Below are 18,765 nucleotides of genomic sequence, written 5' to 3' on the forward strand. Positions count from 1 at the left end.
ATAGTAAAACAACCTGAATGGATTTATATTGTGAAAAACCACAGAAAACTTTACAGGAACTATTTCCACATATTGTTTTTATGCTTTGTCTGCCTGGCAGTTTATACCTTAAACGACCCCTCCGTTGATGTAATGCAGAGGGATACCAAAACAGGTAAAACGGACGGGCAGATAACTGTTATTCTGGACCCAGGGCATGGCGGATATGATCCCGGAAAAGTAGGGATAAATGGTGCTTTGGAAAAGGATATCAATTTATCCATAGCTTTGAGGCTGAAAAAGCTCTTGGAGCAAAATGATATTAAGGTAATTATGACCAGAGACACGGACAGCGGACTTTACAGCAGCGGTGATAGTAATAAAAAAGCTGCTGATATGCGTAAACGGGTGGATATCATTAATAACAGCAAAGCAGTGTTAGTTGTCAGTATCCATCAAAACAGCTATACCAGTGAAGCAATTAAAGGAGCCCAGGTATTTTATTATACGAAGTCCAAGTCTGGTGAAGAGTTTGCTAAGATTATGCAAAGCCAGTTAAAGGAAACTTTGCAGGACGGAAACAAAAGAGAAGCCAAATCCAATGATTCCTATTATATGCTGAGAAAAACAGACTGCCCCATTATTATAGTTGAATGCGGATACCTGTCCAATAGCAGAGAGGCAGCCCTTTTATTGAAGGATGATTATCAGGAAAAGCTTGCATGGTCAATACATCTTGGGATTTTCCGCTACCTCAATACCTTGGAAAATAAATAAACATGGTATTAGGCTGGATATGGTGTTATAATGTAGCTGTTATGCAAAAGAAATACCGGAAATGAAATATAAATTACGGTTTAGGTAAAGCGAATGAAGACTAAAATAATAAAAATAAACAGTAATCAAATAGACAGTGCAAAAATAACAGAAGCTGCGGATATCATTAGGCAGGGAGGATTAGTGGCTTTTCCGACAGAGACAGTATATGGACTTGGAGCCGATGGATTAAACAGCGATGCTTCAAAAAAGATATATGCTGCCAAGGGAAGGCCCTCAGATAATCCTCTGATTCTGCATATCAGTTCTATCAAGGCACTGGAGGATTTAACAGAAGGAGATTCTCCCCTTGGGAGAAAGCTGGCACAGGCTTTTTGGCCCGGGCCTTTAACCCTTATCTTTCAAAAAAGCAATAAAGTCCCTTTGGAAACTACTGGAGGGCTTGATACTGTGGCTATTCGGATGCCGTCCCATCCCATTGCCTATGAATTAATCAGACAATCAGGCGCTTATATTGCTGCCCCCAGTGCAAATGCCTCCGGAAGACCAAGTCCTACTGCGGCAGACCATGTGCTGGAAGATATGGACGGAAGAATAGAGATGATAATTGACGGTGGAAGGGCAGATATCGGGCTGGAATCCACTATTGTTGATGTTACCGGTAAGGTGCCGGTTATCTTGCGGCCGGGGTTTATTACATTAGAAGATATAAAAGAGATTACCGGTGAGGCAGAATATGATAAGGGTTTATTTAAAAAGCCTGATAATGATGATTTTAAGCCAAAAGCACCGGGGATGAAATACAGGCATTATGCACCGAAAGGACAATTAACCATATATGAGGGTGAAAGCGATAATGTCATCCGGGCAATCAATTCAGCAGCTGCCGTAAAGCAGGCAGAGGGCTATAGGGTAGGAATTATTGCAACGAAAGAAACAGCGGAGGCTTATCATTATGGAAGCGTGGAAGTAATTGGAACCAGGGAAGATGAGAAAACAATTGCAGCCGGGTTATTTCAGATACTTCGCGAATTTGACACACAACAGGCGGATTATATTTTTTCTGAGAGCTTTTATGATAATTCCCTGGGACAAGCTATTATGAATCGGCTTCTTAAGGCAGCCGGATATCATATTGAAAAAGTATAACATGTTAGCATGGAGGTTAGTATGATAAAATATGAGAAGATTATTTTTGTCTGTACCGGAAATACGTGCAGAAGCCCCATGGCTGAGACTATATATAAGAGCATGGAGACCAACAGTGATATTGAAGTGACTTCCAGAGGTTTGGTGGTTTTATTTTCAGAGCCATTTAACCCGAAGGCAGATACAGTGTTAAAGAATCATAACCTGGAATTAGAAGGACATTTCTCAAAACCTCTTAAGAATTCAGATATAGACGAAAATACATTGATATTGGCAATGACAGAAAAGCAAAAGCAAAGTGTCATAGAGGATTTTAAAGATACAGGGAATACTTATACCATTAAGGAGTTTGTCGGAGAAAGCGGCGATGTGACTGATCCTTATGGAGGAACTCTTATAGATTATGAAGACTGCTATGTAGAGTTAGCAAGACTTGTGAAGAAAACAGTATATAAACTGAATGAGGAGGAGAATGCATGATAGCATTAGGATGTGACCACGGCGGATATGAATTAAAGCAGGAAATTATAAAACACCTTGAAGGCAAAGGTGTGGCATATAAAGATTACGGTACTTATACGGAGGAATCCTGTGATTATCCTGTTTATGCAAAGAAGGTGGCGGAGGCAGTATTAAGCAAAGAGTGTGAACTTGGTATACTGATCTGCGGCACTGGAATTGGTATTTCAATTACTGCCAATAAAATAAAAGGTATTCGCGCTGCACTATGCCATGACTGTTTTAGCGCAGAAGCTACCAGACAGCATAATGATGCTAATATCCTTGCACTGGGCGGCAGAGTAGTTGGAGTAGGGCATGCACTTAAGATAGTTGATACCTTCCTGGATACACCTTTCTCACAGGACGAAAGACATATCAGAAGAATCAGCCAGATTGAAGATTAATATAAAATTTCCGATTCTATAGAATAGCAGGAAATAAAGAATGTTTATGAATAATCTCCTGCCAATGGGTAAAAATACCATATAAGAAAGTATGGATAACATTGGCGGAGGTGTTATATGGACACAAAACAAAGTATTTATAAGCAGTTAGGGAGTACATTGCTGAAACAGAACCAAAAAGTATGGCTTTATATTTTGGGTGTACTGTGGATAGCAGTTGTTGTACAGGTTGGGGTAAACCATCTGCTGATACCTAAGACAAGCCTTTTACAGGCATTTGTCAGTACGAATAGTAATGTATCAGCCTATGAACTGGAGATGTGTGCCAGTATCGGTGAGAGTAATTTAAGTGAGGAAGAGAAAGAAAGCGATATATATTACCTGGCTGACAGCATTGGACTTAAAATGGAAAAGGCTCCGATAGTTTCAAATAATGGTCAGGAAACAGAAATGGTTTATGAAAAAGATGGAAAGAATGCAGATACCTCCATTAAAGTGGTAACCTTAAAACAGCAGGATGATGCCGGAAAATCTAATTTTCATCACTACATGTTAATCAGGCTTAAGCTATATGAGAATACTGAAAGTCTGATGCAATACCGAAAACTGCTTGAAAAAGCTTTAAAAGATCTGAAAACGGAAAATGTACAGACAACGATGCAGCTTTCCAGTACGTATAAAGGACATTTGAGCCTGGAGAGTATGAACAAGATTTCCGATGGCATGATAGAGAGCCTTGGAGGTAAAGTAGCTTATGCAAACAGAGAAGCAGAGCTTTATACGGTGTATGCCTACAGCGGAATTCTGAAAGAATATGTTACCTCTATGGGTACTAAAATAAATATTCACATTGCGATACAATATGATAAAGACACAGACACCACCATTGTCTACCTAGGTACACCGGTAATTAATGGAGGGTATTAATCTGTGTGTATAAAAATGATGCATAGAAGAAGCCGTGAGCCTCTTTTATGCATCGTTTTTATTAGAACCAGCGTTTTCTGCCTCTGTAACGTTTACGGCGCTCAAGCATTTCATTGTAAAGGAGCACTTCTGTCATGTCTTTTAGCCAATCAGTGTTATCAGCTGCGGTGTTTTCATTTACACTGGACTGTTTTACTGTATTAAGGTTGGTATAGATTTTATCTACGAGGCGGCTTAAATAAACTCTGTCCGGATACTCATCAAACATACAGCTTCCGTCATATTCCAATTTATCACATTCTTCTTCGATTAAAGATAACATCATCTTAGCCTGTTTGGGATACAACTGTTTCATATAATCAAAATCCTTAGCAGCGTCTTCACAGTTATCATAACCATACAAAGGCATCATAGGAACGGCAAGAGGTACATGATAAGGAGACATGTCAGTCAAATAAATGTTACCGGCAGAATAACCCTGGTTGTAGTTATAGTCATATTCATCCCGGTGATTTGCCTCGCTATCGGAATAATCCTGTGCCCTTGGAATAAAGCCCGGAGCCGGAGGAATAGTAGGCAAAATAGTTCCCGGAAATGAGCTGGAAGGGTTGGGAAGGGTTGAGATGGTATTTCCGTTGTTTCTTGGCATTGTGACATCTCCCGGTACGGAAGGAATGTCAGGAATATAAGGGATAGTAGGAAGGGCAGGAAGGGTAAACACCGGGGTAGCCGGAGTAGTTGCAGGTGCTGCCGGGATGGTAAAACCAGTGGGTAAAGTGCTGCTGGGGGGCATAGTGGAACCTGGCTGATTAAAGGGAGACGTTGGCATGGTAGGAGTTGTAAAGCCAGGTACGGTCGGTATGGTAGGTGATGTAGTTCCCGGAGCAGTAGGGGTAGTAGGTCTGGCAGGTGCGGTTGGTATTGGCGGCATGGTAGGTCTAGCAGGCATACCAGTACCTGGCATGGTGTTCATCCCTGGGGTAGTAGGTCTTGATGGCATAGTGCCCATACCCGGCATAGTATTCATACCTGGCATAGTGCCCATACCTGGCATAGTGTTCATGCCTGGAGCAGTAGGTCTTGATGGCATAGTGCCCATACCTGGCATAGTGTTCATACCCGGGGTAGTAGGTCTTGATGGCATAGTGCCCATACCCGGCATAGTGCCCATACCTGGCATAGTGTTCATCCCCGGAGTAGTAGGCCTTGTCGGCATGGTGCCCATGCCCGGCATAGTGTTCATACCTGGTATAGTACCCATGCCAGGAGCAGTAGGTCTTGACGGCATAGTGCCCATACCCGGCATAGTGTTCATACCTGGCATAGTGTTCATCCCCGGAGTAGTAGGTCTTGATGGCATAGTGCCCATACCCGGCATAGTGTTCATACCTGGCATGGTGTTCATCCCTGGAGTAGTAGGTCTTGACGGCATAGTACCCATACCTGGCATAGTGCTCATACCCGGTATAGTAGGTCTGGTAGGTGAGATGGGCATAGCAGGCTGGGTAAGAAGTCCGGGCCTTGCGGTGGGAGTAGTTATTCCAGGTAATGTAAACCCGGGAGTATTAGGAGTTGTCGGGGAGAGTGGTCTTGGGGAACTGGGTCTGTTAGGGATAACAGGAATTGTTCCTGCAGGAAATGTTACGGCAGGAGTTGGGGTTACCGGAGATACAGGGGTAAAAGGAGAGGTAGTCCCAGGCTGAACAGGTGCGGTACCTCCAGGTAATGTACCAACTGTGGGAGTAGTGAAAGTATCCTGCATGGAGTTTACCCTTCTATCAAAATCTGACGGAGAGATTCCGGTATAGCTTAAATTCATTGCGGATTTTGTTCCGAGAAGATCCGAATAAATGGAGTCGACAAAGGGTTGTTTACCCTCTGCGAAAGAATTTGCCGGCTGAGTGGTATAATTTGGAATACCGGATTTACCAAAAGAATTGTTGGAAGGTGAATATTCTGGACGAGAATATTTCATTAGATCCTCCTATCATGTGCAATATCATTTTGTAACTAATATATGCAGCCCTGTTCCAACCGTTAACCTAAAAAATAAAAACAGTAGGAATATTTTATTCATTATGATACAATGGTTGCAGCACTAGTCACAGCACTAGTGACAGTATTCATTTAGCTTGTGATAAGAGAGATTGAGAATTATCGAAAGTGTTTAATGCAGGATGAAAGAGGTTAGAAAGATGGAAGACTATAATTTATCTATTATAGAGGAAAATCTGAATATAGATTTTACAGATATGATAATCAGTAATCCGGTAAAGGGAGAAGATACAAAGAAGATTACGGTAAGGCCAGTTACAATAAAGAATGAAGATTTGTTTCAGGTTTGTGAATATAGAAATAATCAAGTGTTTCATAAAAATGTGGAAAAAAATGTGCTAATAGGAATGCTGAACCAGTGGATGGGTCCGTTGATGAAACAGCTTTTGCTAAGAAGCACGAAAAAAGAAGTTACAATGTTAATCAGCAGTAAGGGGAAGGAAACCCTAAAGGTTAAGAAACTTCAGTCGACGGAAGCGAATGAGCTGCCGGCCGCCGGCAAAGCGCCGCGGAACAATACCTCTCATAACCGTGAAAAGGCGTACATTATACAGGAGGGTACTTTTGTTCCCTTTTTATTTGACCTTGGAGTGGTGAATCATGAAGGAAAGATTATAAAGGAGAAGTATGATAAATTCCGGCAGATAAATCGGTTTCTGGAATTTATTGAAGATATTCTGCCTGCATTAAAGAAGGACAGAGAAATAACGGTACTTGACTTTGGATGCGGAAAATCCTATCTTACCTTTGCCATGTATTATTACCTAAAGATTGTGAAAGGTTATGCTGTACGCATTATAGGACTTGATTTGAAAAAGGATGTAATCGCCAATTGTAATGCTTTGGCGGTTAAGTACGGTTATGATAAACTGAACTTTTTAGTAGGTGATATCGCAGATTATCAAGGTGTTGATAAAGTAGACATGGTAGTAACACTGCATGCCTGTGATACGGCCACGGATTATGCACTGTATAAGGCTGTAAAATGGGGAGCCGAGGTAATATTGTCAGTTCCCTGCTGTCAGCATGAATTAAACCGCCAAATAAAAAGTGAATTATTAAACCCTATACTGAAATATGGATTAATAAAGGAAAGAATAGCAGCCCTGGCAACGGACGGCTTAAGAGCAGAGCTTTTAGAGTCAGCAGGCTATAAGACTCAGATTCTGGAGTTCATTGATATGGAACATACACCTAAGAATATTTTAATTCGGGCTGTAAAGAGAAAGCATGGAGAGACTGCTGAACAGGCAAAAGACAGGCAGGATTCTTCCAAAGCAGAAACCAATGCAGCAGGAATAAAAGGCTCTAAGGAATATGAAGAGCTGATAGAATTCTTAGGAGTCAGACCAAAGCTATATGATTTGCTTAGTAAGGATGTGGACATATGCTAAAGCACGTATATCGAATTATTATATTATTATTTATATTTGGCGGTGCCCTTTACTATTTTTCAAAAGATATTGAGGAAGAAGTGAATCAGACACAGGGAACCGTTGCAATGGGTGAAACCTCTTTTCCTGTTGTTACAATAAGGCAGGATAACAAAGAATGCAACCTTCTCCATGGCTACAGCACCAATCTGGATGCGAATCTGGTAAGGGAAGCTATTACACCTTTATCCTCTGACCAAAGTTTTGATATTGTTATTGATGGAAAAGGAAATGATGTAAAGCGTGTGCTTTATGAGCTAAGAGATACAAAAGAGAGCAGCCTGCTGGATTCCGGCACTATCAATGCACTGGAAAAGGAAGGGGATAATAAAACTGCCCATATCAAACTGAAGCCGGAACTCACTATGAGCAAAGAGTACTCGGTTAAGCTTACCCTTGTTACGAGCAAAAGCAGAAAGATGAATTATTATACACAGGTTAAAAGAATAGACAATTCCTATCTGACAGAGAAACTGGAATTTATTATGAGCTTTCATGATTCCATAATGGATAAAGAGAAAGCCACAGACATCATTGCCTATCTTGAGCCTGACAGCAGTGCAAACAGTACTTCTCTGGCCTATGTGGATATCCATTCGAGTTTTGAACTTATCACCTGGGGCAGCCTAAAGCCGGAGATTGTCGGACCCGTAATTCCAACCATAGATGAGATAAATACTGATACAGCATCGGTAAACTTAAATTATACGATAAAAGCAAAGACAGAATCTGGTGAAGAACTCTATCAGGTAAGGGAGTTCTACCGGGTCAGATATACGAGCACCAGGATGTATTTGTTAAATTATAACAGGACAATGGAATCCTATTTTGATCTGAAGCTAACGAGCCTGGCAAAAAGTGAGTTTAAACTTGGCATCACCCAGAATCCGGACATTCCATACTTAACGGATAGCAAGAAAAATAAGCTCTCCTTCGTGCGGATGGGTGAGTTGTGGTATTATAATCAGATAGAAAATAAGATGACAAGAGTATTTTCCTTCAGGCAGGACGATACCGATTATACCAGGGATATTTATGGAGAACATGACATTCAGCTTCTTAAGATGGATGATGATGGTAATATAGATTTTATGGTTTATGGTTACATGAACAGAGGAGCATATGAAGGCTGCGTTGGTATGATATTCTATCGCTACTACAGCGGAGAGAACCGTATTGAAGAACTTCTTTATATACCAATGAGCATAACTTACCAGCTTTTAAAGGAAGAGCTGGATGGCTTCAGTTATGTTAACAACCAGCAGGTATTTTACTTTATACTCAATAACAAAATTTATTCCTATAATCTTATTACGAATAATCTTACAGTCATAGCAGAAAATGTGAAGAAAGAAAATTATATCGTGGATGTTAACCAGCATTATATTGCCTGGGAGAATAATCAGGATAAAGAGAATGTTACTGAGATATCCCTTCTGGATCTGGAAACAGGCGTAAAGGACAGTTTTAAAGCACCGGAGGGTGAAGTTATAAACTTGCTTGGTAAGATAGATAACAATCTTATCTATGGCTATGCCAAGGAGAATGCCAGCGTACTTTCCCCGGATGGAACCCCTATGACGCTTCTTTATAAGATTGAGATATCTGATAAGGATAAAAACGTACTAAAGGAATATAAAAAGAGCGGATATTATATTACCGGGGCGTCCGTGGCCGGAAATATCATTACCCTTAAAAGGGAGAAGAAGGATGGTTCGGGGGATTATGAAGAAGCCCCTGATGATTATATTCTAAACCGGGTAACTGATAGCAGTAAGGCATTTCGCATTAATCAGAGGGTTACGGAAAAGACTTTGACAGAGTACTATATTTCCCTGCCGGGCAACTCTATTATGGAGAAGCTGCCCTCACTTACTAAAACAAAAAATACTATTATTACGGAAGATACTACCTTAAGGTTGAAAGACTCCGTTCTTACACTGCCGGCTTTCATTGTTTATGCCATGGGAGACGTGGCGGGGTCATACGAAAATGCTGGTGATGCGGTGAGGGCCGCCTATAATCTGGCTGGTATAGTTGTGAATAGCCGTCAGCAGATCATATGGGAAAGAGGTATACGAAATACGCAGGTCAGCGTATCCGGAATTCAGCCTGTTTATGGAAGCGGTGATAGCCTAAGGGCATGTGTATCCATGTTAAGCGGCTATAAAAAAGGATATGAGGATACCTATCCCAAGGAAGGCAGCAGCCTTGCAGCTATGCTGAAGGAAAAGTTTGCCGATGCTTATCTGAATATATCAGGGAGCGACTTAGACCAGGTATTATATTATTTGAACAAGAATCAACCGGTCATTGGAATAAAGAGTAAGGGAAAAGCGGTATTGATAATAGGTTATGATATGTATAATATAACAGTCATTGATCCGGAACTCGGAAAAACCATGAAGATCGGTTTAAAGGATGCAGGTACTATGTTCGAAAATGCAGGCAATCTGTTCTTTACCTATTTGCCAGAAAGTTGATGATATTTATGAAGGAATACTTAATTATATATTAACATTGGCTTTCCTGATTGATGTTTTAGATAAACTCTATATAATAGGTATAGGAATACCAAAATTTGAGAACAAATATAGGGAGTGAAAGAAAATATAGATATGAAAGGATGCCACAGGGTCTTCTTTCACTCTGTGAACTTGTTTCACATGATTTTATTGTGGCAGTATTGCAGAATTACGATTGGAGTTCTGCAATAGGTGATGGGTACAAATATGAAGTTGCTAAGTGTTGCGATACCATGCTATAATTCTCAGGAATATATGGAGCACGCTATTAAGACATTGCTGACCGGAAAAGACGAGATGGAGATAATTATTGTTAATGACGGTTCAAAAGACAATACTGCCGCCATAGCAGATGACTATGCTAAGCGCTATCCGGATATTATCAAAGCTATCCATCAGGAAAACGGAGGTCATGGTGAAGCGGTGAATACCGGACTTGCGGCTGCAACCGGTTTGTATTTTAAAGTAGTTGACAGTGATGACTGGGTAAATGAAGCTGCCCTGGCAAAAGTTTTATCCACTCTTAGAAGTCTGGTAACAGACGGCAAAATGGTAGACCTGTTTATTGCCAATTATGTCTATGAAAAACCAAGCATTAATAAACACAAAGTAATGGATTATAAGACAGCGCTTCCCCAGGAGAAGATATTTACCTGGAACGATATTATGTTCTTTAAGCAAAGCCAGCAGATCATCATGCATGCTGCAATTTACCGCACCAAGTTATTAAAAGATTGTGGACTAAAGCTTCCAAGCCACACCTTTTATGTGGATAATATTTTTGTTTATCAGCCTCTGCCCTATGTGAAAACCTTGTATTATTTGGATGTGAATTTATATCGCTATTTCATCGGCCGTGATGATCAGTCCGTTAATGAAAAGAATATGATTAAAAGAATTGATCAGCAGATTCGTATCACTAAGATAATGATTGATTATAAAGATATTATGGCAATCAAGAACCGTAAGCTTAAGAATTACATGATTAAGTATCTGACGATGATGATGGCGGTTTCCTCTGTTTTTCTAATCAAAGAAAATACGCCGGAGAGCCTTGCCAAGAAAAAAGAACTCTGGGAATATCTCGAGAAAAACAACAGAAGGCTCTATCATAGAATTCATAATAAAGTCCTTGGCAGGTCCATGACACTACCCGGAAAGGCCGGAAGAAAAATTGTTGAAGTTGGATATCGTATATCAAGAAAAATCTATGGGTTCACTTAAAGCGAACCCATAGATTTTTGTAATAGAGCTATTTTACGTATAAATTAAACCTTTGCAAATATTTCTTTTTCTTTTGCTTTGGATGTCTGTTTTCCTGCTATTAATACATAGACTACCAGGTACATTACAAATGAAAGCAGTATGCCCATAAAGACATCAAAGACGGAATGCTGTTTTAGGAATACAGTGGACATGCTGATTAAAACAGTTAAGATAACCGAACCCACGGACACCCACCTATACTTCTTTAGTTTGTCGCTCTTAATGATAGCGATGCTGGCACCGATGGAATTAAATACATGGATACTGGGGCATACATTGGTTGCAGTGTCAGTTCCGTACAGAATGCGAATAATACGTATAAGAATGTTATCTCTTCCCAAAGCATCCAAGTTAGGTCTTAAGTCCTGTCCGTTTGGCCATATAGTGTAAATAATCAGGCATATGGTCATGCCGATGAATAAAAAGGCTGTAAGCTTGTAAAAATCCCCCCTGGAAGTCAGAAAGAAATAAGAAACAGTTGCTAAGATATACAAAAACCATAACAAATATGGAATCAAAAACCACTCATTAAAAGGAATCATATCATCCAGTTTAATGTGGATAACGTGGTAGTTCTTAGTAACAGTACGTTCCAGGTAAGAAAACCATACCATATAGATGATAAAATAGGATAGGACCCAGCCGTGCTTGTATTTATTAATTAGATTTTTCAATCAATAGGCCTCCATTTAATTATTTGATTTTCAAGTAAATGCAATACTGGCATTATAGCATAGGAAGGACAAGATAACAATATTGTTAAAAGATAATTCAGTGGGTCTTAAGAAAAATGTAAGAATAAGTAATTGGGTATCAGAAGAGGAGGAACCCCTATGAAGGTTGTAATACAAAGAGTGAAGTATGCATCAGTTACGATAGAAGGTTTAGTTAAGTCCAGGATAAACAGAGGCTTTCTTCTTCTCATCGGAATTGGAAAGGATGACACGAAAGAGACGATTGATAAGTATTTGGACAAGATCTTGAAACTTCGGATATTCGAGGACGAAGAAGGTAAAACCAATCTGTCACTAAGCGATATTGACGGAGATATTATGGCCATATCACAGTTCACCTTATATGCAGATTGTAAAAAGGGCAATAGGCCTAACTTCTTAAATGCAGCAGGACCGGAAGAAGCGAAAGAGCTTTATGAATACTTTTTGAAGAGTTGTAAAGAAAAGTATGGACGGGTAGAAGCGGGAGAGTTTGGAGCGGATATGAAAGTTGAGTTGTTAAATGACGGCCCCTTCACTGTTGTTTTAGAGAAAGAAATGTTAGGATATTAATAAAAGACAAGATTTCTGGAGACTTTCCTTGTTATATAAGGAGAGGCGTCGAACGGTTAAGGGGTATTTTCCTTGTAAAAAGTGCTGTACTTCTATATAATACAAATGTAATAATATGGTAGTCATTCTGTGTTATGATTGTTTGAATATGCCGCAGTAAGCGGCAGAATAGAGGTAAGTATGGCACGATGGAAAAAGAGGTTTTTACTCCTTTTTCTCTTTCTTCTGTTCTTTCTGGTACCGTTGCTTTTACCGGGCGGAAGCACCAGTAACCCTAAGGCATTTGCCGGCGGCGGGAGAGTAGATAAAGGCAGTCCTTCCTTTGTTACCAACGGAGAAGCTCCGGTTATCCGATTTGATGGGGAAGAAATGTATGCTTATTTTCAAACAACGGATAAGCTTCTAACAGTGGACGGGACTGATGAAATATCTATGCCAAAGCTATTAGAAGGAGAAGAAATATCTATTACCTTTCCCGTAAGTTCTCCTGACAAACAAAATTCTGCGACAGCCTCAGAGGAAGGTAGAATAAATCTGACATTGACTGCAGATCCGATTTATTGGAGGTTTGTAACGGATAAGGACGATATAGGAGTCGGGAACTTTACGGTTAACCTTGAAGCGCTTAAAGAACTGTTGCCCCAAGAGCTCAAGGGCTTTACAACAGAATATCGGATATCCGGGACAGAGAAAGAGCTGAAGGAATCTCTTCGGATAAAGCATGCCGATAACGAAAGTGATAGTACCGGTTACATAGCAGGTGACGGACTTACATTAAACCAACTGCCGGAAGAATTCAGCCGGATCGGAAGGGATAAAAGTAAGGGAGAACTGATAGGCAGGCTGAAATTAGCAGCGAATTATGCTTTTAAAGTGCCTCCGAATGAATATTCAGCTGCTGTTCAGGGGAAACTTACACTGGTAATCTGGAAGAATATTTATAAGAACTAGAGAGATACAGTAAAATACAAATGATTATGACTGCCTAGGCAGTTATTTTTTATGTCCAGATATTTTTCAATGAATGCGGCAGACATACAGAAAAAAGATACAATCATCAAATGCTGCAAGAGTGTTCAAAGATAACGGAGACACATTATTGTTTGTGAATTAATGTTCTTAAAATAATACATACTAAACGAAGAAACAGATCACCAAAACGCTGCAAGAGTGTGCCGAGGATAACGGAGGCACATTCTTGCGTATGAATTATTGCCTTCTAAAATAATTCATACTAAACAGATATGAAATATGATAAAATCTATTGACAAATAAAAATACCTGTGATAGATTATAGTTAGATCATAAAAGAATATTATAAAAAAGAATATAAAGGAGAATAAGTTATGGGAAAGATTGCAAAAAGTCTTACAGATCTAATTGGAAGAACACCATTATTAGAACTTGGTAAATTCAGTGCATCAAAGGAACTCAAAGCAACCATCGTTGGAAAGTTAGAGTATTTTAATCCTGCCGGCAGCGTAAAAGATAGAATTGCAAAAGCAATGATAGATGATGCCGAGGCAAAAGGAGCCTTAAAGCCAGGTGCTACTATTATCGAACCTACCAGTGGTAACACAGGAATCGGTTTAGCTTCTGTAGCAGCAGCCAGAGGATATAAGATCATTCTTACAATGCCTGAGACAATGAGTATTGAAAGAAGAAATCTCTTAAAGGCATATGGCGCAGAGCTGGTACTTACCGAAGGCAGCAAGGGTATGAGCGGTGCTATTGCAAAAGCGGAAGAATTATCAAAAGAAATTGAAGGTTCTTTTATTCCGGGACAGTTTGTTAACAGCGCTAATCCGGAAGTTCATAGAAAAACAACCGGTCCTGAGATTTGGGAAGATACAGACGGAAAGGTTGATATCTTTGTAGCTGGTATCGGTACCGGCGGTACGATTACAGGTGTTGGCGAATACTTAAAGAGCCAGAATCCCGATGTAAAAATAATTGCCGTAGAGCCCAGTGCATCCCCTGTATTATCCAAGGGAACCCCTGGCCCTCATAAGATTCAGGGTATTGGAGCCGGTTTTGTTCCGAAGATTTTAAATACCGAAGTTTATGATGAGATTATAACAGTTGATAATGAAGATGCTTTTGCAACTGGCAGAGAGATTGCTAAAACAGAAGGCCTGTTAGTAGGTATCTCCTCCGGTGCAGCAGCCTGGGCTGCAACACAGATTGCTAAACGTCCTGAAAATGAAGGAAAGACCATTGTGGTACTTCTGCCTGATACCGGTGAAAGATATTTATCCACACCTTTATTTTCTGAATAATTAATTATACCCAGCCATATATAGCCTCATAGCCTCCCATTTTGATACCTTCTTTTTGTAAATTAGAAAAGGTCTGTAACATTTCCGGCATGCAGTGTGCTTGCATACATGCATGAGGAGATATTACAGGCTTTTTTACGTAGTAAAAGGAATACACTACACAGCAGAATCTAATTTAATCATATCTAATCATAGAGTATAAAAGTATATTTACCATTCAATACTACTTTGCCTTGTAATAAATACATAGGAAATTTAAGGCTATACACAGATGGCAGCTTGTTCCGTTGAGGTATTTATCTATTGAGGGGGTTCGTATGACACTTAGATGATAGCCTTTATGACAAGGCTAAATTACACCATGTTTGAGCGCAGAATGTTACATAACCAAAAGGCAGAAGCGAGTTTGGTGTAATTTAGCCTGCCTGGAATAAAGGGTGTCATCTTAGTGGAATTCGAAACCCTGAACCAGATAAATACCTCAACGGAACAAGCTGTCATCGTCCGCCCTCAGTCCCCCTTGTATTTCATACAACCCTGACCTTTTATTCTTTCACGAAACAGGAACGCCCTTGACAAAAGCAAGGCGATTAGATAATGTTAGAGTGGGAGAAGGAATAACCTTAAGGCAATGCAAAAGATAATCTGCAGGAAGGAAAGATACTATGAAGGAAGCAAAAACAGTAGAAGAATCTATCACAGAACAGGTTCACCTTCTGATGCCTGGCCATATCAACGGAAGCGGAAGGCTCTTTGGCGGGCAGCTGATGGAATGGATTGATATTGTGGGAGGCATCACTGCAAAACGACATGCGGAGTGTGACATTACAACAGCAGCAATCGATAATCTTCAATTTAAAGCAGGTGCCTTTATCAATGATACAATTGTGCTTATCGGCAGAATCACACATGTAGGAACTACATCCATGGAGATAAGAGTAGATACTTATTTGGAAGAACTCTCAGGGACCAGAAAACCAATTAACCGGGCATATCTGGTATATGTCGCAATCGATAAGGATGGCAGACCGGTGAAGGTTCCAAAGCTCACCCTGACAACAGAGGTTCAAAGAGCTGAATGGGAAGGTGCTGTTAAGCGGAATAAACTACGTAAATTAAGGCGTACTGAAGGCTTCTAAAGGGTATTTTCTTCTGACATATAAGGGGACAAACAGGCATATATTAGAAAAAACAAGCTTGGGGGCCCTGGTATGCATCCATATATGGAGGAGAGAATAATTGAGCTAGCCAATTATACGATTGAACAAAAAGCGACTGTACGGGAGACGGCTATCCGGTATGGTGTCAGTAAATCAACCGTACATAAAGATCTGCAGGATAGACTGCCGTGTATTAATAAGCAGCTTTATAGTGCTGTAAATGAGATTCTTATGTTGAATAAAGCACAACGGCACATAAGAGGCGGATTGGCTACGAGAAGAAAGTATAAGAAAGCCTGACACAAAAGGATTAGATAAGGAGTTACCTTTGGATAAGAACACATATGTAAAAAAGAAAGATATTATTTTATTAGGAGTGATATTGGTTTTAGCTCTAGTAGGGTTTCTGGCCTTTCGGTTTACACAAAAGGACGGTAAGATGGTGGTGGTCACAGTGGATGGTGCGGTTTATAAGGAGTACCCTTTAAACAAAGATATCTCTGCCACGATACATGGTGTTAACGGAAGCACTAATCTCCTTGTAATAAAGGATGGTTATGCTGATGTTACTGAGGCAAGCTGCCCGGATAAAATATGTGTAAAATCAAGAAAGATAAATAAAACCGGTGAGAGCATCATCTGTTTGCCGAATAAGGTCGTAGTAAAAATTACCGGCGGCGATGACGGTGAAGTAGACGGTTCTACAAATTAAAGTATAGGCATATATTATCCTGCCGTAAGTTAGCTGACAGGCTGTTTCTTCAAACAGTCTATGCGGCTGATTTACGGCATTTTTCTATATTTCCTTTGAAGTAACCGGATATAATTTGTAATAGTCATGCATACAATTATAGAAACAAGTACAATAGGGGGATATCCTTTTGAAAGGCTATATAGAAGAAAGAGCAGTGGAAATAGCCAACTACATAATCGACAACAATGCGACCGTGAGGCAGACAGCGAAGCAGTTTGGCATTTCAAAATCAACGGTACATAAAGATGTAACAAAAGTGAACGGAGGGATAGTGTGGATTTGGAAAATGACAAGAACCTTATGGTGATAGAGGCCATTGAAGGCTATGCTAAAAACCACAATATGAAGACCTGGGAAGTCTTTTTGTTATTTCGGTGCAACGGTATTATAGACCTCTTACGGTTACAGTACAAGACATTGCATACACAAAGTATGGAGGAGAGCATATACTTTGTGGAGGACATTTTAAGGAGAGTGCTGGATGCAAAATGAAATATATTTGTACCATGGGACGAATGTAAAGTTTGACCAGGTTGATTTGAGTTTTTCAAAGGACAAAAGGGATTTCGGAAGAGGCTTTTATACCACAACCTTCAGAGAACAGGCAGAGGGCTGGGCAGAAAACATGTACATTCGGTACGGCGGTGAAGGCAGATTCGTTATGGAATTTAAACTTCAATTAACAGAAGAGCTTTCCGTAATGAAGTATCCGGGACTTACCAGCGAATGGCTTTCAATGATTAAAGACAACAGGCTTTACGGAGGAATTCAGCACACATATGATATTGTAATAGGACCGGTAGCGGATGACAATATTATGAGAACAATCGCTCTTTATGTAGCAGGAATCTATAACCAGGAAACAGCACTGGAACAATTGCGTCCCTTTCAGGCTCATGATCAGATATCCCTGCATACACAAAAAGCTCTGAAATACCTGACATATCTGGGCCGGAAAGAACTTAAGCCGGTAAAAGCCCAATCCATGGAGGAAAGTATGAAGACCCTTTATTGCTATAGAGATCAGGATATTACTCTTGATATCCTTATGAAAGTTGAACATGTTGTACGCTTGATTGCCGCAGAAACCGGCAAAACCTTTGATGACTGTCTTTATGAATTCTACCGTTCAAAAGCATATGAGACGCTGCAAAAAACAGGCTCTCTGATGTGGGCAGAGAGCGCAGAGTTTGTAGCCGATGAATTTTTCAGAGAGTATGCAGAGGACCCTGATAAAGAGAAAGAGGTGTTATAGGAACTTCTTTCTTTTGAAATACAATATATTTATAATTACTACTACAATACTGAGGAGGATAACAAATGGGTAGCCGAATTTCCACCTTAGTTCCGGCATATTGCTAAAATTCATTCCATACCAGCCTACAATCAAAGTTAGAGGCAGAAAAATAGTAGTAATTACAGTAAACAATTTCATGATGTTGTTAAGATTATAATCCATCCTTGCATGATAGGCATCCCTTACATGGATGCTGTAATCATCAAGTTTTCTGACGTTTTCGCTAAGCCTGTTGACACGGTCGGTAAATAGCTTGAAATAACGAAGATGTCCTTCGTCAAAAAGACCAATAGAATTGTCCTTAAGTTCTTCGCCGATGAAGATGAGCTGCTCATAATAATTATCCAGAAGGAGCAGTCTCTTTCTTACACCGGCAATTTCATGATAAAAATCTTTTGGTAATCTGTTATCATCAATATTCTCTTCATATACACTTATTGTGTTTTCGATCTCCTCCAGCATCTCATAATTATTAATAAGAAGTCTCTCCAGAAATCCATAGATCAGCCTTTCCAGAGAAATCTTGGATAAGTTCAGCTTATCCAGGGAATCAAATAGATCCATATGGATGCTGTTATCCTGATCTTTGATAATCACAACTAAAAATAAATTTTCTTTAATATAGATGCCTATTCTGTCCTCAAGATGGATAAAATACTTTGTATCAATTGCTGTGATAATACAGAAATGATAATCATCGTATATTCCCATAATGCCATGAAGCTTTCTTGTAGTATCCTGACATTCCATAACAGTGGTTTGAGAGAAACCAAAGGAGGCATAACACTCGGTCAGTTCCTTTAGACTGATAATGCCTAGTGTAAGTATGGAGGGATCGTATTCTTTCATAGAGATGGGACAGAGCCTGTCCTTAATCTGATAAAACATATATTATTCCTTTCACGATACCGTTTCCTTAATTATACCATAAAACCCTTAAGTATAAAATATACACTTACTATGAATATATAAG

General features: G+C 39.8%; 19 protein-coding genes and 1 pseudogene. 17 read left to right on the top strand and 3 right to left on the bottom strand.

The window, feature by feature from the left end:
• The first annotated feature begins 30 nt into the window (after positions 1-30).
• The 5 genes from bsdcttw_RS01590 (at position 31) to bsdcttw_RS01610 (ending at position 3,737) form a co-directional block, all read left to right on the top strand.
• Entirely contained in the window at positions 31-756 is a 726-nt protein-coding gene (locus bsdcttw_RS01590; protein ID WP_225903762.1) for an N-acetylmuramoyl-L-alanine amidase, read from the top strand.
• Positions 757-849: 93 nt separating this feature from the next.
• Positions 850-1,905 (top strand): L-threonylcarbamoyladenylate synthase, encoded by a 1,056-nt coding sequence (locus bsdcttw_RS01595; RefSeq protein ID WP_185257712.1) that lies wholly within the window; start codon positions 850-852, stop codon positions 1,903-1,905.
• A gap of 21 nt (positions 1,906-1,926) precedes the next feature.
• Positions 1,927-2,385 carry a low molecular weight protein arginine phosphatase gene (locus bsdcttw_RS01600; RefSeq protein ID WP_185257713.1) on the top strand — a complete coding sequence of 153 codons (459 nt, stop codon included), beginning with the start codon at positions 1,927-1,929 and terminating at the stop codon, positions 2,383-2,385.
• Complete coding sequence (gene rpiB / locus bsdcttw_RS01605; protein ID WP_185257714.1) at positions 2,382-2,810, top strand: ribose 5-phosphate isomerase B; 429 nt, start codon at positions 2,382-2,384, stop codon at positions 2,808-2,810. Before bsdcttw_RS01600 ends, rpiB begins: the two co-directional genes overlap by 4 nt.
• Positions 2,811-2,927: 117 nt before the next feature.
• Positions 2,928-3,737: a YwmB family TATA-box binding protein gene (locus tag bsdcttw_RS01610; RefSeq protein ID WP_185257715.1), complete on the top strand. Its 810-nt coding sequence runs from the start codon at positions 2,928-2,930 to the stop codon at positions 3,735-3,737.
• Between the two features lie 61 nt (positions 3,738-3,798).
• Here the strand turns inward: bsdcttw_RS01610 and bsdcttw_RS01615 are convergent, their stop codons facing one another.
• Positions 3,799-5,712: a hypothetical protein gene (locus bsdcttw_RS01615; RefSeq protein WP_185257716.1), complete on the bottom strand. Its 1,914-nt coding sequence runs from the start codon at positions 5,710-5,712 to the stop codon at positions 3,799-3,801.
• A gap of 202 nt (positions 5,713-5,914) precedes the next feature.
• On the opposite strand from bsdcttw_RS01615, the gene bsdcttw_RS01620 reads away from it, so the two are divergent.
• From bsdcttw_RS01620 to bsdcttw_RS01630, 3 genes are all read left to right on the top strand, one after another.
• Positions 5,915-7,186, top strand: a complete 1,272-nt coding sequence (locus bsdcttw_RS01620) for a class I SAM-dependent methyltransferase (RefSeq protein WP_185257717.1) — start codon at positions 5,915-5,917, stop codon at positions 7,184-7,186.
• Positions 7,180-9,708, top strand: a complete 2,529-nt coding sequence (locus bsdcttw_RS01625; protein WP_185257718.1) for a hypothetical protein — start codon at positions 7,180-7,182, stop codon at positions 9,706-9,708. The genes bsdcttw_RS01620 and bsdcttw_RS01625 overlap by 7 nt, the downstream gene beginning before the upstream one ends.
• A gap of 249 nt (positions 9,709-9,957) precedes the next feature.
• Positions 9,958-10,974: a glycosyltransferase family 2 protein gene (locus tag bsdcttw_RS01630; protein ID WP_185259654.1), complete on the top strand. Its 1,017-nt coding sequence runs from the start codon at positions 9,958-9,960 to the stop codon at positions 10,972-10,974.
• Positions 10,975-11,018: 44 nt separating this feature from the next.
• On the opposite strand, the gene bsdcttw_RS01635 is transcribed toward bsdcttw_RS01630, so the two are convergent.
• On the bottom strand, positions 11,019-11,690 hold the full coding sequence (locus bsdcttw_RS01635) for a phosphatase PAP2 family protein (RefSeq protein WP_185257719.1): 672 nt from the start codon (positions 11,688-11,690) through the stop codon (positions 11,019-11,021).
• Positions 11,691-11,849: 159 nt separating this feature from the next.
• Here bsdcttw_RS01635 and dtd point away from each other — a divergent pair, with 159 nt between their 5' ends.
• The 9 genes and pseudogenes from dtd to bsdcttw_RS01680 all read left to right on the top strand — a co-directional run bounded on the left by dtd (position 11,850) and on the right by bsdcttw_RS01680 (position 17,750).
• Positions 11,850-12,302: a D-aminoacyl-tRNA deacylase gene (gene dtd, locus bsdcttw_RS01640; protein ID WP_185257720.1), complete on the top strand. Its 453-nt coding sequence runs from the start codon at positions 11,850-11,852 to the stop codon at positions 12,300-12,302.
• 180 nt (positions 12,303-12,482) lie between these two features.
• Entirely contained in the window at positions 12,483-13,253 is a 771-nt protein-coding gene (locus tag bsdcttw_RS01645; protein ID WP_185257721.1) for a hypothetical protein, read from the top strand.
• Between the two features lie 395 nt (positions 13,254-13,648).
• Positions 13,649-14,581 carry a cysteine synthase A gene (cysK, locus tag bsdcttw_RS01650; protein WP_185257722.1) on the top strand — a complete coding sequence of 311 codons (933 nt, stop codon included), beginning with the start codon at positions 13,649-13,651 and terminating at the stop codon, positions 14,579-14,581.
• A gap of 665 nt (positions 14,582-15,246) precedes the next feature.
• Entirely contained in the window at positions 15,247-15,720 is a 474-nt protein-coding gene (locus tag bsdcttw_RS01655) for an acyl-CoA thioesterase (RefSeq protein WP_185257723.1), read from the top strand.
• Positions 15,721-15,792: 72 nt separating this feature from the next.
• Positions 15,793-16,041 carry a sporulation transcriptional regulator SpoIIID gene (gene spoIIID / locus bsdcttw_RS01660; RefSeq protein WP_185257724.1) on the top strand — a complete coding sequence of 83 codons (249 nt, stop codon included), beginning with the start codon at positions 15,793-15,795 and terminating at the stop codon, positions 16,039-16,041.
• A 28-nt stretch (positions 16,042-16,069) separates the two neighbouring features.
• Positions 16,070-16,453: a NusG domain II-containing protein gene (locus tag bsdcttw_RS01665; protein WP_185257725.1), complete on the top strand. Its 384-nt coding sequence runs from the start codon at positions 16,070-16,072 to the stop codon at positions 16,451-16,453.
• A 169-nt stretch (positions 16,454-16,622) separates the two neighbouring features.
• A pseudogene (locus bsdcttw_RS01670) lies at positions 16,623-16,748 on the top strand (sporulation transcriptional regulator SpoIIID); the annotation flags it as partial.
• Positions 16,749-16,768: 20 nt separating this feature from the next.
• Positions 16,769-16,987, top strand: a complete 219-nt coding sequence (locus bsdcttw_RS01675; RefSeq protein ID WP_225903763.1) for a DUF3791 domain-containing protein — start codon at positions 16,769-16,771, stop codon at positions 16,985-16,987.
• Complete coding sequence (locus tag bsdcttw_RS01680) at positions 16,977-17,750, top strand: DUF3990 domain-containing protein (protein WP_197979818.1); 774 nt, start codon at positions 16,977-16,979, stop codon at positions 17,748-17,750. Before bsdcttw_RS01675 ends, bsdcttw_RS01680 begins: the two co-directional genes overlap by 11 nt.
• Here bsdcttw_RS01680 and bsdcttw_RS01685 read toward each other — a convergent pair.
• Entirely contained in the window at positions 17,745-18,680 is a 936-nt protein-coding gene (locus bsdcttw_RS01685) for a magnesium transporter CorA family protein (protein ID WP_185257727.1), read from the bottom strand. The two genes, bsdcttw_RS01680 and bsdcttw_RS01685, sit on opposite strands and share 6 nt — an antisense overlap.
• Positions 18,681-18,765: the final 85 nt, after the last annotated feature.

Source organism: Anaerocolumna chitinilytica (assembly GCF_014218355.1).
Lineage (GTDB): Bacteria > Bacillota > Clostridia > Lachnospirales > Lachnospiraceae > Anaerocolumna > Anaerocolumna chitinilytica.